The following is a 13,773-nucleotide window of genomic DNA, read 5'->3' as shown; positions in this document are numbered from 1 at the left end:
GCGATCGCTCCTTTAGATATTGAAGTTGGTGGCTAGTTCCCACTCGGTGATCTGGTCGGTGTACTCGCGCCACTCGCGCCACTTTGAGCGCAGGAAGTATTCGAAGACCTGCTCGCCGAGCACTTCCGCCATGAACTCGGACTTTTCAAGGTGGCGCAGTGCCTCATCCAGGCTGCCGGGCAGGTCGCGGTAACCCAGGGCGCGGCGTTCCCTGCGGGTCAGCGCGAAGACGTCGTCTTCGGCAGGTTCGGCCAGCGTATATTCCTCACGGATCCCCTTCAGCCCCGCGGCCAGGATGGCAGCGTAGGCCAAGTAGGGGTTAGCCCCAGAATCTGGGGAGCGCACTTCCACTCGTCGTGAAGCGGGCTTGTTCAGGCGGTACGTTGGCACGCGCACCAGCGCCGAGCGGTTGGATACGCCCCAGGTCACGGCGGTCGGTGCCTCCGCGCCGAACTCGAGGCGCTTATAGGAGTTCACGAACTGGTTGGTCACCGCGGAGATCTCATGCGCGTGCACCAAGATGCCGGCGATGAAACGGCGGCCCGTAATCGACAGCGAAATCTCATCATCCGGGTCGTGGAAGGCGTTGGCGTTGCCCTCGAAGAGGGAGAAGTGGGAGTGCATCGCAGATCCCGCGTGTTTCTGGAAGGGCTTGGGCATGAAGGTTGCGCGCACACCGGAATTCGCCGCGACCGTCTTGATCAGGTAGCGGAAACTGACCACGTTGTCCGCCATCGTCAATATGTCCGCGTGCCGCAGGTCGATCTCCTGCTGTCCGGGCGAGGTTTCGTGGTGAGAAAACTCCGTGGTGATGCCCATGGATTCCAGCGCGTGGATCGCTTCACGACGAAACTTCGGCGCCCGGTTATAGGCTGACTGATCAAAATAGCCGCCGTCGTCGACAGGTTCCTCCTTGTCCTCGCGGCTGACCAGGTAGAACTCTATTTCTGGGCCCACGTTGCAGGTGAAGCCTTCGTCGGCAGCCTTGTCCACCTGGCGGCGCAGCACGTGACGCGGATCAGAAAAAGATGGGTTGCCGTCCGGCATGGAAATGTCGCAGAACATGCGCGCGGAGATCATGTCCGGCTCGTCGGCGTCGAAAGGCAGGATCTGGAATGTGGAGGGGTCCGGCAGCAGCAGCGTGTCGGATTCGCTGATGCGGGAAAAGCCTTCGATGGAGGAACCGTCAAAACCCACGCCCTCCTCGAATGCGCCTTCCAGTTCGCTGGGGCTCATCATGACAGACTTCAGGGAGCCGGAGATGTCAGTAAACCAGAGGCGAATGAATCGGATGCCACGTTCTTCAACCGTGCTGAGGACATATTCCTGTTGGCTATTCATACCTCCGACTGTAGCGTTTCGCGCCGACTAGCATTATGGGAAAAGCACCCCGAAAGGCAGGATCCCATGACACACGGATTTTTGGAAGTTGAGGCGAAGTTCGCCGTCGACGACACCACCCCTACCCCCGACCTGACCGCCTTGGACGCCGTCGCCACCGAGGGCGAGGTGTCCGAGCAGCACCTGTCCGCCATCTACTACGACACCCGTGACCTGCGCTTGACCCGCGCCAAGATCACTTTGCGACGACGCACCGGCGGAAAAGATGACGGCTGGCACATCAAGATGCCGGCCAGCCAGGGCCGGTTGGAGCTGGGGGCGGAACTGACCGACCCGGCGAAGATCCCGCCTGAAATCCTTTCCCAGGTGCGCGCAATTGTGCGCGACCTGCCGCTGGAGCCGATCGCCCAGGTGGACAATAACCGCCGCGAGGTCACGCTTCTCGACGATGCCGGCGCCCCAGTTGCAGAGTTCTGCGATGATCGGGTGACCGCTTGGTCCCTGCTGCCTGGTGGCCAGAAGCAGACGTGGCGCGAATGGGAAGTAGAGCTGGCCGGTGAGATGCCCGGCACCAAGGAGGGCACTGAGCTAATCCGCAACGCCACCACCCATTTGATCTCTGCCGGTGCGCGGGTCTCTGCCAGCCCATCGAAGCTGGTGGCTGCATTGGGTGACACGGTGGACTCCGCTCCCCTACCCCCGCACCTGGCTGGCGAGCCCCTGGATGAAGAGGACCCCGCCTACGCCGTGGTGGAAGCTATCAAGGCGAACCGTAACTCCTTGATCGAATGGGACCCGAAGGTGCGGCGCGACGAGTGGGATTCTGTGCATCAGATGCGCGTGGCCACCCGCGAGCTGCGCAGCCAGTTGGAAACTTTTGAGGGCGTGCTTGAGCATGAGCAGATGCGCCACATCGAGAATGAGTTGAAGGAACTGGCGCGCGTGCTCGGTGTGGCGCGCGACGCGGAAGTAGTGGAGGAACGCTTCCACGACCTGCTCGATTCCGACCCGACCGGGCTGATCGACAACACCGCCCGCGCCCACATCCACGATGACATGCGCAAGGAGTACGAGGCCGCGCACGCCGATATCGTCCGCGCTCTAGATTCGGACCGGTACCTGGCCTTGCTGGATTCCATCGACCACCTGATCGCCCATGCTGCGTCGGTGCGGGTGGACGCGGCAGCGGCTGGCGCAGCGGCTGCCGCCGCTGGCAAAGCCGACGCCGCCGACGCAGCCGGCACCGCCGAGGTGCTCTACTCCTCACTCGCGGAAGCCTACAAAAAGCTGATGAAGCGCCACCGCCACGTGCAGGAAAACTACGACAACCCAGAACTTCCCCTGCATGAGCGCGAAAACTACGTCCACGACACCCGCAAGACCGCCAAGAAACTACGCTACGCCGCAGAGGCCGTGGGTGAAGCGTCGACGTTGAAGACGGGCAAGCTAGCCAAGGCGTGCAAAACTCTGCAGTCCCAACTGGGCGATTTCCAAGACGCAGTCACCGCCCGCGACCGCCTGCATGACCTGGCACAGGACGCCGCCGAACGTGGCGAGGACACCTTCGCCTACGGCATGCTCTACCAGGTAGAAATGACAAACGCCGCCGCAGCCTTGGACGGCTACAGCGACGTCATCGCCGAAATCAAGCGGGCATTCGACCGCATCAAGAACAAGAAAAAGAAGAAGCGCTAGCCACTAACGGGCCGGCGCCACAGGTTCTAGTTCTTTTCCCAGGAGGCCGGCTCGCCCCAGTCGTCGTCGGCCTCGTCCTTGCGGTCGGCGGCCTTGGTCCGTTCGTTTGCGATCTTCATCGCGTTTTCAGCCTCTTCGCGGGTGTCGTAGGGGCCCATGCGGTCATCCCAGTTGGTTTCCTTACCTTGGGTGACCTCGCCGGTCTTGGTGTCGTAATAAAACTTTTCTGCCATAGTTCCTCCTTTATTTTTGCCCACCACTGTACCCGCCCGCGTTGGTAGTGTGGGGCCAGTACACGTCCGAAGAAAGGTAGCTGTTTATTATGCCGTTGTGGTCCGTCCCTGACACCACCCCCGCTGACCGCGTTATTGCCACCCACCAGGAACTCACCGGAACCGCACCGACACACACCGCCGACGCCCCCGCCACCTGGGTATTGACCGGCGAAAACGTCGACCACTACGGTGGCGTGACCATCGTCGGATTGTCGGACCTCCGCGCCGCCGTCGCTTTCTCCGAGCGTGACGACGACGCCCTCCACGTCACTTTCCGCACCGCCAATGGCACGGAACTTAACGACGACACCACCTTGTCCGCCATCGCTGAACGGGCGACCGCCCGCCACTCCGATCCAGACGCCGAACCGGAGCCCGTGCTGGAAGAGTTGGGAATCGCCACCCGCTTCGGCGGGATCATTAACACGCTGATGAGCCGCCAGATGCTCACCCGCGACACCCCGGGCCTCAACATCACCGTGGAATCCGACATTCCTCTGGGCGCCGGCCTCGGGGCGATGTACGCCGCCGACGTCGCACTCGCCCTCGCTTTGCTGGCCGACAATGACGATCTCGACGAGGCACCCCTGCGCAGCCGCATCGCCGAAGTCTGCACCCAAGCCGTGGACCAGTACTCTTCCATGCCGGTGCTGCGCGCCCGCCACACCACCGCACTGCGTGGCAAGGGTGAGACCGTCTCCGTCATCGACTACGCCGATGGCTCCGTCACCCAGGCGCCCCACCCAGAGCGCGCCGGCGTCGACGTGTTCGCCGTGGCCAAGGACCTAGGCAAGGCTGACGATTCGCAAGCCAAGCTGATCGCCGATCGTCGCACCTTCATCACCAAGGCCTGCCAGAACTTCGGAACTGACTCGTTGCGCTCCATCCCGGATGCCACCCCGCGCACCGTGGAATGGCTCGAGGCCGTCCGCCAGGTCAAGGGCACTGAAGGCATGCCCACTGTTGATGAGGCGAAGGCCTGGCTGGAATTCAGCGAGAACGAAACGCTGCGCGCACTCGCCGTGGCCAAGGCGCTACGCTCCCGCAACACCAATGACCTCTTCCACCTGCTGGACACCCCGTACCACACCCACGGGCTGGAAACACCGGACGAGCTGGTACAGCTGATGTCACTACGCGGGGCAGTCGCGGCACGTCCAGCGGCCGCCGGCATGAGCCAGGCAGTCATCGCCTTTACACCCATTCAGAAGTCCAAGAACTTCGCCGCCGATCTTGCCGACGACGGCTTCCACGTCTTCCCGATTGCTCGCGGACAGGTGGCTGGCCTCGTCGAAAAGCACTAGTCTGCTGGCCAGGCGAACCTGACCTCACGGTCCTCAACATCGGCCCTGATCAGCGAGAACTTCGTCTCAGTGCCCTCGGCGGGGTGCCCCAATGACTCGCCGAGCACCGGCGGGTCATTGACGAAGATGCGACACGTGGAGCGGGCTTCGTCGGAAAGCAAGACCACCCCATCGAAGTTGTGCCCCACCCACGGCTGCAACACGGTGGCCTCGGTGAGGTTGAGGCAGGCGCGATCCACCGCGTTGGCCAGCTGGGAGGTCCGCCCCATCGTCTTCGCCACCTGTGCTGCATCCGCGGTGACCCACTCTGGGATCTCGGAGCCACCGGAAATGGCCAGGCAAACCTCGGTAGCGTAACGATCGATGAGCCGCCGCAGCGGCGCGGTGACGTGACTGTAATAGCCGCCGATGCCCGCATGCACCTCCGGATCCTTATCCGCCAACCACACGTAGCCGGAACCTCGCAGCAGCTTCTGCGCCTCACGCATCGCGGCCATCCCGCGCGGGGTGTCGGCATCGATGCGGCTCAAGAACTCTCCGATCGGCGTGTCCCCCAGCTCAAAGCCGAGGGCCCGCACCTCAGCGCGGAACGTGGCCTCCGACTCAGCGTTCGCTGGGCGCAGCGTCCGCAGAAAACCGACGCCCGCCCGCTGCATCATCTGGCCCGCCGCCATGCCCGTGAGCAGGGAAATCTCCGAATTGTAGTCCATGATCGGGTGCCGCGGCTCAATCTGCAGCTCGTAGCGGCCATCCTCCAGTTGGTCCACGCGCACCGACGGCAGGCGCAAGTTGATCGCTTCACGACGAAGACTGCTCACCTGCCGTAGCCGCCCCACCTCGGGCAGGTACTCAATCGAGGGGTGGATGCGGCCCTGATCCAGATCCTCCTGCACCCCGTCATAATCAAGGCGCGCGACCGAATGGATCATGGCGCGTTCCACAGACACGTCGTCCACATCGCCGCTGGTATCCAGGTGGAAGGTCCACAACACCGCAGGCCTATCTACGTCCGGCAGCAAACTTGCCGAGCCTTCCGACAGTTCCTCCGGATGCAACCGCGCCGGCTCATCCGGCAGGTAGATCGTCTGTCCCCGCTTCAGAGACTCCTCCCGCAGCGGCGAATCCGGACCGATGAACGCTGCCACATCCGCCATCGCGTACTGCACCGTGAAACCCGTTGCGTGCTTCTCGATGTACACCGCCTGATCCAGGTCCTTCGAGCCGACCGGATCAATTGTCACGAATGGGATATGGCGCGCATCCTTGCGTTGTTCCGCGAACCTGTCAGTTGCCGATGCCGCCGCTTCGTGCAGCTCCGGGGTGAATTCTGTGGGCACCTCAAATTCGCGGGCGATGGAGCGGAAGTTGAGTGGCGCAGCATAGAGCTTCATAGAACACCAGTATGGCAGAAACTTCGGGCGCTGGTCTGGATGCCTCCGTGCCCTCCCGCAAACCGATATAGTCCTCGCTACATAGTGCGACTAACTTGTTGAAACCTTATTGACAACCTTGACTATGGGCAGAGGACTATATCGGTTTGTGAGTGCCCCCTACCCGGCTCGCCCACCCAACTCCTTCTCACGCGACAACGCGGCACGCACTTCGGCAACAACCTTCTCAGGACTATCAACGATCTCCTTCGGCCGGAACCGCAGCAGCCGCATCCCCGCGTTCTGGATCTTCTTCTCCCGCGCACGCTCCTGGGTGATCACCAGCTCGGGCGGGCTGCCGAAGGTCTCGTCGTACTTTTCATCCCCATCCACCTCAACCCCATTGAGCAGCGTCAACCCGATATCCACATGGAACCCCGCAATTTCATATTGCGCACCGAGGATCGGGATGTCTTCCCGAACAATGGCCGCGCGCAGCAGACTCTCATAGGGCGACTGCGAATTCGGCACCGCCGCCTCAATCACTTTCCGCACAATCCCCTTATTTTTCACCGGCCCCAGCCGCCCCAATTCGCGCCGCATTTCTTCCTTGGTCCCTCCCTGTTTCAAAAACCAATCGGCGGCCACCACCCCATCGTCGAACCCATGCCACCGGGCGATATCGATAACGGTGCGAGCCTTCGTCGTCACGCGCACATGGTCGCCTTGAATCAGTTCCTCCTCACTGAGAGCGCTTCGACGATACAGAGTGTTGGGCAGCTGCTGGCGCGGAGGCAGTACTCCCCCGCCCGGCAGCGCCAGCTCGGTCGGTTCCTCAGCGCGGGCGATTCCCCACATCGTGTGCACGCGGGCTGCAGACTTTCCGACGACCACCGCCGATGTCGACGACCGACCACACGCGATACCGCGCAACCAGCGCTTTTCATAGAACGGCAAAGCTTCGTAGGCTTCTTTGGGCACCGCAAAAAGTGGTGCCAGTTTGAGCATCTCCCCCGATTCAAGTTTGCGCAGCAATGAACGTTCGTTCGTTGACACGGTTCTTAGGTAGCGGCATTCCGCCAAGATTTCTTTTCGACGCTGAATGATCTTCTCAGTTGGTGTCTCCCCCATGTGGTTAATCATGGCGCGACTTCTGGGTTCCCGCATCCGATGGTTTGAAAACCTGTGGATAACTCCCGTGGAGCGAGTTGCCTGTGGATAACTCTGGCTTGATGCCGGCTCGGCCCCCGGCCGCTCCAGCGCCGCCCCATGCCCGCCCCAACCGCAAACCGATATAGTCCTCTGACCATAGTGCGGGTTGTCAATAAGGTTTCAACAAGTTAGTCGCACTATGTAGCGAGGACTATATCGGTTTGCGAAAAAGGAGGAGAAAAACGGGAGAAAGGAGCCGAAAACGGGCTAAAAAGAGAAGAAAATGGGCGAATGAGCCAGCCTATAAGCCGGATTCTGTCCCCGCACCGCACAAAACCGCACGGCGCGGGTGGCGATCATCCATCTGGACCAACCATCGCTGGCGGCCTCAAGCAGCTACCTTCGGACTCAGCGGGCCGCCTCACCATCCGAACCACCACGCCCAAAAGCGCGGTGTATTGCCTTGCTCCCAGTGGGGTTTACCTGGCCACGCGTGTCACCACGCATGCCGGTGCGCTCTTAACGCACCCTTTCACCCTTACCCAGTACGTGCTGGGCGGTCTGCTTTCTGTTGCACTTTCCCGCGGGTTGCCCCGGGTTGCTGTTAGCAACCACCGTGCCCTGTGGAGTCCGGACTTTCCTCGACCCCCGCTTGTGCCACATTCGTGCAGCTAGTTCGGGGTGCCGCGATCACCCGGCCGGCTCATTCGCAAGCATTTACTCTACGCGCCGGCACCTCGATTGTCCCAATCTGCCCGCAGGTGTGCGGTGTCGTTGACATGCCGCACCACCGCGGTATCGGGATAAAACTCCACCACGGAGATCGATGCGAGGTCCAGGAACATCCGCGCAAACAGGTCCCCGCTGGCGTTGAGCCCTTGGCGGATCATCGATTTGATCGGCGTGACGTGCGTGACGACGAGCACCGTTGTCCCCTCGCACTTTTCTTGGAGGTTCTTGCGTGCACTGGTGATGCGGCGGTGCATCGCTGCGATCGATTCCCCGTTGGGCGGAGCCACGCTTATCGACGATTCCCACGCCGGCAATTCCTCCGGGTACTGTTCCAGAGCTTCTGCACGGGTGAGGTTCTCGAAGGCGCCGAAGTCCATCTCGCGCCACTTGTCTTCCACCTGGTACTCAAGATCTAGTTTCTCGGCGACGATCGCCGCTGTCTCCTGGGTACGTCGCAGCGGCGAGGAGACGATGGCACTGATCTTCCCGATGTCCTCGGTGGCAGCAATCCAATTAGCAGCCCGGCGCGCCTGGTCAACACCTACGTCGGTGAGGTGCGGATCGGAGGAACCGGAAAAGACCTTGGCCGCCGACTGCTCGGTTTGGCCGTGGCGCAGCAGGATGAAGCGGGTTGGGGTGTCCTCAAGTCCGTTCCAGTGGGCGTGGGTGGCCACCTCGTGCTCCGGTTCCGCCTCCGGCTCCGCCTGCTGTGGGGCCTGCCCGACGATGCCGGGTTCCGTGCCGCGGGCGGCGGCGTCCATGGCGTCGTTGGACAGTTTGTCGGCGACCTTGTTCTTGTCACGTGGCACCCACTGATAGGTGACAGAATCAAAACCACGCGCCAGCTTCTGCCCGGCCAGCGCCAGTTTCTGCATGTCGGGATGTTTGATCTTCCAGCGCCCGCTCATTTGCTCGACGACGAGTTTGGAGTCCATGAACACGTCCACCTCGGTGGCACCGAGTTCGGCGGCAGCTTCCAAGCCGCGCAGCAGGCCGTGGTATTCGGCAACATTATTGGAGGCCTTCTGCCCGACAACGTAGACGATCTTGCGAAGAATGTCGCCGTCTTCGTCGTAAAGCACCGTGCCCGAACCCGCCACACCGGGGTTGCCTCGGGAGCCGCCGTCGGCGTAAATGGTGATTTTCACGCTTAGCTCCCCGTGGCGCTGCGCACCAGGTAGGTGCCGCAGTTGGGGCAGGTGGGAACCTCGTCGGCGGGCACAGCGTTGATCTCTTCGCGCTCGGCTGGTGGCAGCTGGAGGAAGCAGCCTCCGCAGGTGCGGCCGTGGGTGAAGGGGGCGGCGCCGGCATCGTCGTAGTTCTCAAGCACGTCGGCGGGCAGCTGGGCGCGAATCTCTGCAGGATCCGCGGCAGCCTTAGGCTCGGGCGCATTTTCGGCGGCGCGGCGTGCTACCTCAATCTTGGCGTCCAGGTCCGAGAGCTTGGCGCCGTGCACGTCGCGGTTATTGCGCAGCGCGGCGATCTCGTTGTGGGCTTCTTTCAGCTCAGACAGCAGGTCCATGATGCGCGATTTCGTGGCGTAAGTATCGTGCTCTAGGTCCTTGCGGCGCTCCGGGTCTGTCTCCGCGCCGAGCTGCTTCTTGTTGTCCAGTTCGCGGCGCTTCAGCTTGCGCTCATCTTCCTGGATGCGCAGGATCTCCAGCTCCATGTCGTCGACAGCAAGCTGTGCAGAGCCAGTGGCGTCGGCCATGCGTGCGCGCTCTTTGGTTAGTTTGTCTAGTTCTTCCTGCTCCGGGCTAATTTTTGGGGGTTGGCCGGCGGAGCGTTCTGCGTCGGCAAGCTCAAGCAGCAGGGGCTGTTTGTCAGCGGCTAGTTTCATCGATAATTCTCCTTGTGGCTATTTCGCGTTCTGTGGGTGCGCGGATACTGTCCACGGGTCGGTGCGCGTGGGAATGATGTGGGTGTCCACCCCAAGATCTGCCACGATACCCGCTGCCTGCGTGGTCCACGGATACTCGCTGGCCCAGTGCGCGGTATCGATCACGGCGGGCCCGCCGGCGCGCAGGTGCTCGTCGACGGGGTGGTGGCGCAGGTCGCTGGTCACGTACACATCGACTCCCAGCGCCGCCACGTCCGACAAGAAGCTGTCGCCCGACCCGGAGCTGACGGCGACCTTCTGCACCATCTGCTCCGGATCACCCGCTGCGCGCACGCCCCACGCGGTTTCAGGCAGCGCGTTGGCTACCTGCTGGGTGAATTCGCGCAGCGTCATCGGCTCCGGCAGTTCGCCAATACGCCCCAAGCCCGTAGCGGTCTCAAGGTCCACGTCCTGCTCCATGGCAGTGATGTCAAAGGCCGGTTCTTCATAGGGGTGGACGCGGCGCAGCTCGTCGATAAGCGTGCGCCGGATCCGGGCATCGGCGACGAATTCCACGCGCGTTTCGGCATCAGCATAGTGCTTGCCGACGACCCCATCGGTCGGGTCCGCGCCCTCCAAGGGGGTGAATCCGCCACGGCCTTCGATCTGGAAAGCGCACTCAGCGTAGTTGCCGATGCGGCCGGCGCCGGCGTCGAAAAGCGCTGCCATCACCGTGTCCACGTTTGCGGCCGGAATGTGCACGCCCCACTTATCGCGGGCGCGCGGGTCCACCACCTTGATGGGGCGGCCAGGTGTGATGCCCACCAGCTCAGCGAGCTTGTCGTTCACGCCGGGGCGCGCCGAGTCCGCGTTCGTGTGCGCTGTATAGAGGGCACATCCGCCCTTCAGCAGGGTGTGGATGACCTTGCCCTTCGGGGTGTTCGCGGCCACCGATTCCACCCCGCGCAGCAGCAACGGGTGGTGCACGACCAGCAGCTGGGCGCCTGCCTCCACGGCGGCCTCGGCCACCTCCTGGGTGCAGTCGAGTGCGAATGCGACGCGGGTCACCTCGTCGTCAGGATCGCCGCAGACCATCCCCACGGCGTCCCACGATTCAGCCAGGTGGGGCGGGTAAGCAGCGTCGAGGGTGCGGACAACGTCACCAACGGTCAAACCTGTTTCAGTCATGTGCCCCATCCTAGAGCAGCGGGCGGACATGACCCGAGTGTGGTTTGCTGGAGGGCGTGACTACGGTACTTCTTGACGTCGACGGCACCCTCATCGATTCCTTCCCCGGGATCCGTGCCGGCTTCCTCCACGCCCTGGACCAGGTGGGGTGGCCTACCCCGTCCGAGGAGCGGATCAGCCGCATCGCCGGCCCGCCCATGGAGGAAACGATGGCAAGCCTGGGCATGGACCAGCCCACGGTGGATCGCGCCTTCGACGCCTACATGGACTACACGCGAGGCGGCGGATGGGCCGAGGCGAAGGCCTATCCCGGGGTCAAAGAGCTGCTGGAGCAGTGGCGCGCAGACGGGTTCCGCTTGATCACGGCGACGTCGAAAGGCGAAGGCTTTGCCCGCGCTATCCTTGAGCGCGAAGGAATGCTGGACCTCTTTGAATTCATCGGCGCGGCCGAGGAATATGGCACCCGTCGCGGGAAGAAACAGGTGATCCAGTACGTCAAGGATAATGTCGACCTAGAAGGCGAGCCGGTCCTGATGGTGGGTGATCGTTCCCACGACATCGAAGGGGCGGCCGCATTTGGCGTCGATACGTGCGCCGTGACCTGGGGCTATGGCACTGCCGACGAGTGGGCGCGGGCGAAGTACGTCGCAACCACCACCGAAGAACTCGATCAGATTATAAGGAAGTTTCATGCTGCATATTGATTTCGTTTGCACGGGTAATATTTGCCGCTCCCCGATGGCCGAGGTGATCGTCCGCGACGCTCTCGAGCGCGAAGGACTTGCCGACCAGGTCAAGGTCACCTCCTCCGGCATCGGCGGATGGCACGTGGGCAACCCTGCCGACGAGCGCGCCGTGCAGGAGCTGCGCGATCACGGTTATGACGGCTCGAAGCACCGCGCCAGCCAGTTCGGCGGCGATCGTTTCGACGCAGACCTCCTCATCGCCTTGGATACCGGGCACGTCTCCGAACTGGTGGCCCGCGGTGTTCCGGAAGAGCGGGTGCGCCTGCTGCGCTCCTTCGATCCTGAGTCCCCCGACCAGGCGAGCGTGGCCGACCCGTACTACGGCGGCCCGGAAGGTTTCACCACCACCCGTACCCAAATTGAGGCGGCCACCCCAGGCATTGTGTCGTGGGTTCGGGAACAGCTAGAAGCCTAGGTACAGTAGGTATTTGTGAGCACTACCGCGAGAAGGACGAACAGTTCGGCACAGCCGGCCAACTCAGCCTGGTGGAAAAAATTCCTAACCCCCGGCTGGGTGATCACGGCTGTCCTGATCATCATTTTCTCCTATTTCGCATTCAGTTTCCTCGCCCCCTGGCAGTTGGGGAAGGACGACGCGATCGTCGAACGCAATGAGCGCATCGCCCAGGCCTTCGAGGTAGATCCGGTGCCGGTGACGGACATCGTGGCACCTGATGGCTCGTGGGACCGCGACAACGAATGGACCCGCGTCACCCTCACCGGGCAGTATCAGCCCGACGACGAGGTCCTCCTGCGCCTGCGCCCTGTGGATTCGATTCCAGCCTTCCACGGCATGGTCCCCTTCGAACTCGACAACGGGCAGACCATCTTGGTTAACCGCGGCTGGGTCGAAGCCATCGACGGCACCCAAGTCCCTGATTTCGAACCCGCACCATCCACGCCCGTCACCATCACCGGTTTGATCCGAGTCGACGAAGGCGTCCACCACAGCCCTCCGCTTGAGGATCAGGGGTACACGCAGGTGTACTCAATCAACACGGAGCAGATCTCTTCGCTTATCGACGAAGACCTCGCCGCACCGTGGATCCAGCTGCTCCCAGACGAAGCCGGCCTGTTGAATGCTCAACCACTCCCCCAGCTTGACCGCGGCAACCACCTGTCCTACGGCCTGCAGTGGATCGCTTTCGGGGTGATGGCGCCCTTGGGTCTGCTGTACTTCATCCGCGCGGAGTTCAAGGAGCGTCGTCGCGTTAAGGAAGAGGAAGCAGAACTAGCTGGGATCGATGCCGCGCCGAGTGCCGGCCCGGATCCCCATCCAGAAAACGATGAGGCCCCTGCACAGGACAAGGCGATGGCTGATAATGGATCCAGGCAGGCGCAGCGCATGCGCAACCGCTACGGAGATTCGCGCCGCAATCACTGGGCGCGCAACACGCAGCGAGACGAAGAACGATTCTAAGGAATAGGCGACACAATGAGCTTTCTCAAGCGTTTGTTCAACGGAAACGAAGACGAGAATGAAAACCACCCACCTAACCAACCGGAGCTAGACCCAGAGCTGAAAAAGCCGGTTGTCAAGCCTGAACACGAAGCCGCCTTGGTTGAGCCGCAGGCGGGCCCTGCCATTGCCGGCGAGGACCTGGATGAGCAATCGCAGCCTGAGGATTCCGCGGAACCACTGGCACGGATCGACAATGTGGGCGCCGACAAGCTGACTGCAGCTGACACGCGCCTAGCTGGCTCTTCCATGCTGTTCTTGGACAAGGTGGGTATCGCTACGCGCGAGGGCGTGGAGCCGGAGGACATTGAGGACGCGCTTAGCGACGATGTCGAGCTCTTTCGCCGCCGCCCTTTGGTGAGCCTCTTAGCCTCCCGTGACCCAGCCGGCGAGCTGATGTTTAACCGCGTTTTCGCAGATGACGATCAGGTGCTGCGCTGTACCAAAGATGACCTTCTAGACTTCCTCGAGGAAGCCGCCACGGCTGCGGGCAGCGATGCGTACATCTCCGATGTGGTGTTCTTCGAAGATGCCGACGACCCCACCCGGGGCTCCATGCGCTTCCAAATCGGCGAGTGGAACGTCCGCGATATCGAATATCACCTCGACCCTGACTTCGGCGCCGTCGATGCCGAGTCTGACCTGCTCGAGGCCGTGGCAATGGACGGGCAGATAGCCACAACCTTCGAGGG

13 protein-coding genes and 1 other RNA gene are annotated in these 13,773 nt (G+C 62.4%); 6 read left to right on the top strand and 8 right to left on the bottom strand.

All coding sequences use genetic code 11. The features are described 5' to 3' along the window. Nucleotides 1–12: 12 nt before the first annotated feature. Nucleotides 13–1,341, bottom strand: a complete 1,329-nt coding sequence (locus tag ACHFGA_RS08990; RefSeq protein WP_394282052.1) for a glutamine synthetase family protein — start codon at nucleotides 1,339–1,341, stop codon at nucleotides 13–15. 66 nt (nucleotides 1,342–1,407) lie between these two features. Between ACHFGA_RS08990 and ACHFGA_RS08985 the strand changes: the two genes are divergently transcribed. Then, the gene (locus ACHFGA_RS08985) at nucleotides 1,408–3,036 is read left to right on the top strand and encodes a CHAD domain-containing protein (RefSeq protein ID WP_394282051.1); all 1,629 of its coding nucleotides are present in this window, start codon (nucleotides 1,408–1,410) and stop codon (nucleotides 3,034–3,036) included. 26 nt (nucleotides 3,037–3,062) lie between these two features. Here the strand turns inward: ACHFGA_RS08985 and ACHFGA_RS08980 are convergent, their stop codons facing one another. Beyond that, a complete protein-coding gene (locus ACHFGA_RS08980; RefSeq protein ID WP_394282050.1) occupies nucleotides 3,063–3,269 on the bottom strand; it encodes a hypothetical protein in 207 nt (68 codons plus the stop codon). An 89-nt stretch (nucleotides 3,270–3,358) separates the two neighbouring features. On the opposite strand from ACHFGA_RS08980, the gene ACHFGA_RS08975 reads away from it, so the two are divergent. Further along, nucleotides 3,359–4,615, top strand: coding sequence for a galactokinase (locus ACHFGA_RS08975; RefSeq protein WP_394282049.1), 1,257 nt, complete (start codon nucleotides 3,359–3,361; stop codon nucleotides 4,613–4,615). On the opposite strand, the gene ACHFGA_RS08970 is transcribed toward ACHFGA_RS08975, so the two are convergent. The 6 genes from ACHFGA_RS08970 to ACHFGA_RS08945 all read right to left on the bottom strand — a co-directional run bounded on the left by ACHFGA_RS08970 (nucleotide 4,612) and on the right by ACHFGA_RS08945 (nucleotide 10,876). Further along, nucleotides 4,612–6,006 carry an RNB domain-containing ribonuclease gene (locus ACHFGA_RS08970; RefSeq protein ID WP_394282048.1) on the bottom strand — a complete coding sequence of 465 codons (1,395 nt, stop codon included), beginning with the start codon at nucleotides 6,004–6,006 and terminating at the stop codon, nucleotides 4,612–4,614. The two genes, ACHFGA_RS08975 and ACHFGA_RS08970, sit on opposite strands and share 4 nt — an antisense overlap. 159 nt (nucleotides 6,007–6,165) lie before the next feature. Beyond that, nucleotides 6,166–7,041 carry a hypothetical protein gene (locus ACHFGA_RS08965; RefSeq protein ID WP_394282047.1) on the bottom strand — a complete coding sequence of 292 codons (876 nt, stop codon included), beginning with the start codon at nucleotides 7,039–7,041 and terminating at the stop codon, nucleotides 6,166–6,168. A gap of 384 nt (nucleotides 7,042–7,425) precedes the next feature. Then, nucleotides 7,426–7,843, bottom strand: an RNA gene (rnpB, locus tag ACHFGA_RS08960) — RNase P RNA component class A. A 16-nt stretch (nucleotides 7,844–7,859) separates the two neighbouring features. Further along, nucleotides 7,860–9,017 (bottom strand): bifunctional RNase H/acid phosphatase, encoded by a 1,158-nt coding sequence (locus tag ACHFGA_RS08955; RefSeq protein WP_394282046.1) that lies wholly within the window; start codon nucleotides 9,015–9,017, stop codon nucleotides 7,860–7,862. Nucleotides 9,018–9,019: 2 nt separating this feature from the next. Beyond that, complete coding sequence (locus ACHFGA_RS08950; protein ID WP_394282045.1) at nucleotides 9,020–9,709, bottom strand: zinc ribbon domain-containing protein; 690 nt, start codon at nucleotides 9,707–9,709, stop codon at nucleotides 9,020–9,022. A gap of 18 nt (nucleotides 9,710–9,727) precedes the next feature. After that, nucleotides 9,728–10,876, bottom strand: a complete 1,149-nt coding sequence (locus tag ACHFGA_RS08945) for a Nif3-like dinuclear metal center hexameric protein (protein ID WP_394282044.1) — start codon at nucleotides 10,874–10,876, stop codon at nucleotides 9,728–9,730. Between the two features lie 56 nt (nucleotides 10,877–10,932). On the opposite strand from ACHFGA_RS08945, the gene ACHFGA_RS08940 reads away from it, so the two are divergent. The 4 genes from ACHFGA_RS08940 to ACHFGA_RS08925 all read left to right on the top strand — a co-directional run. Continuing rightward, nucleotides 10,933–11,580, top strand: a complete 648-nt coding sequence (locus tag ACHFGA_RS08940) for an HAD-IA family hydrolase (RefSeq protein ID WP_394282043.1) — start codon at nucleotides 10,933–10,935, stop codon at nucleotides 11,578–11,580. Then, complete coding sequence (locus ACHFGA_RS08935) at nucleotides 11,567–12,037, top strand: low molecular weight protein-tyrosine-phosphatase (protein ID WP_394282042.1); 471 nt, start codon at nucleotides 11,567–11,569, stop codon at nucleotides 12,035–12,037. Before ACHFGA_RS08940 ends, ACHFGA_RS08935 begins: the two co-directional genes overlap by 14 nt. 15 nt (nucleotides 12,038–12,052) lie before the next feature. Further along, a complete protein-coding gene (locus tag ACHFGA_RS08930; protein WP_394282041.1) occupies nucleotides 12,053–13,042 on the top strand; it encodes an SURF1 family protein in 990 nt (329 codons plus the stop codon). Between the two features lie 15 nt (nucleotides 13,043–13,057). Continuing rightward, a partial coding sequence (locus tag ACHFGA_RS08925; protein ID WP_394282040.1) for a hypothetical protein occupies nucleotides 13,058–13,773 on the top strand: 716 nt, incomplete at its 3' end.

The organism is Corynebacterium sp., from assembly GCF_043426755.1.
Taxonomy (GTDB): domain Bacteria; phylum Actinomycetota; class Actinomycetes; order Mycobacteriales; family Mycobacteriaceae; genus Corynebacterium.
This window is presented reverse-complemented; position numbering and strand designations above follow the sequence as displayed.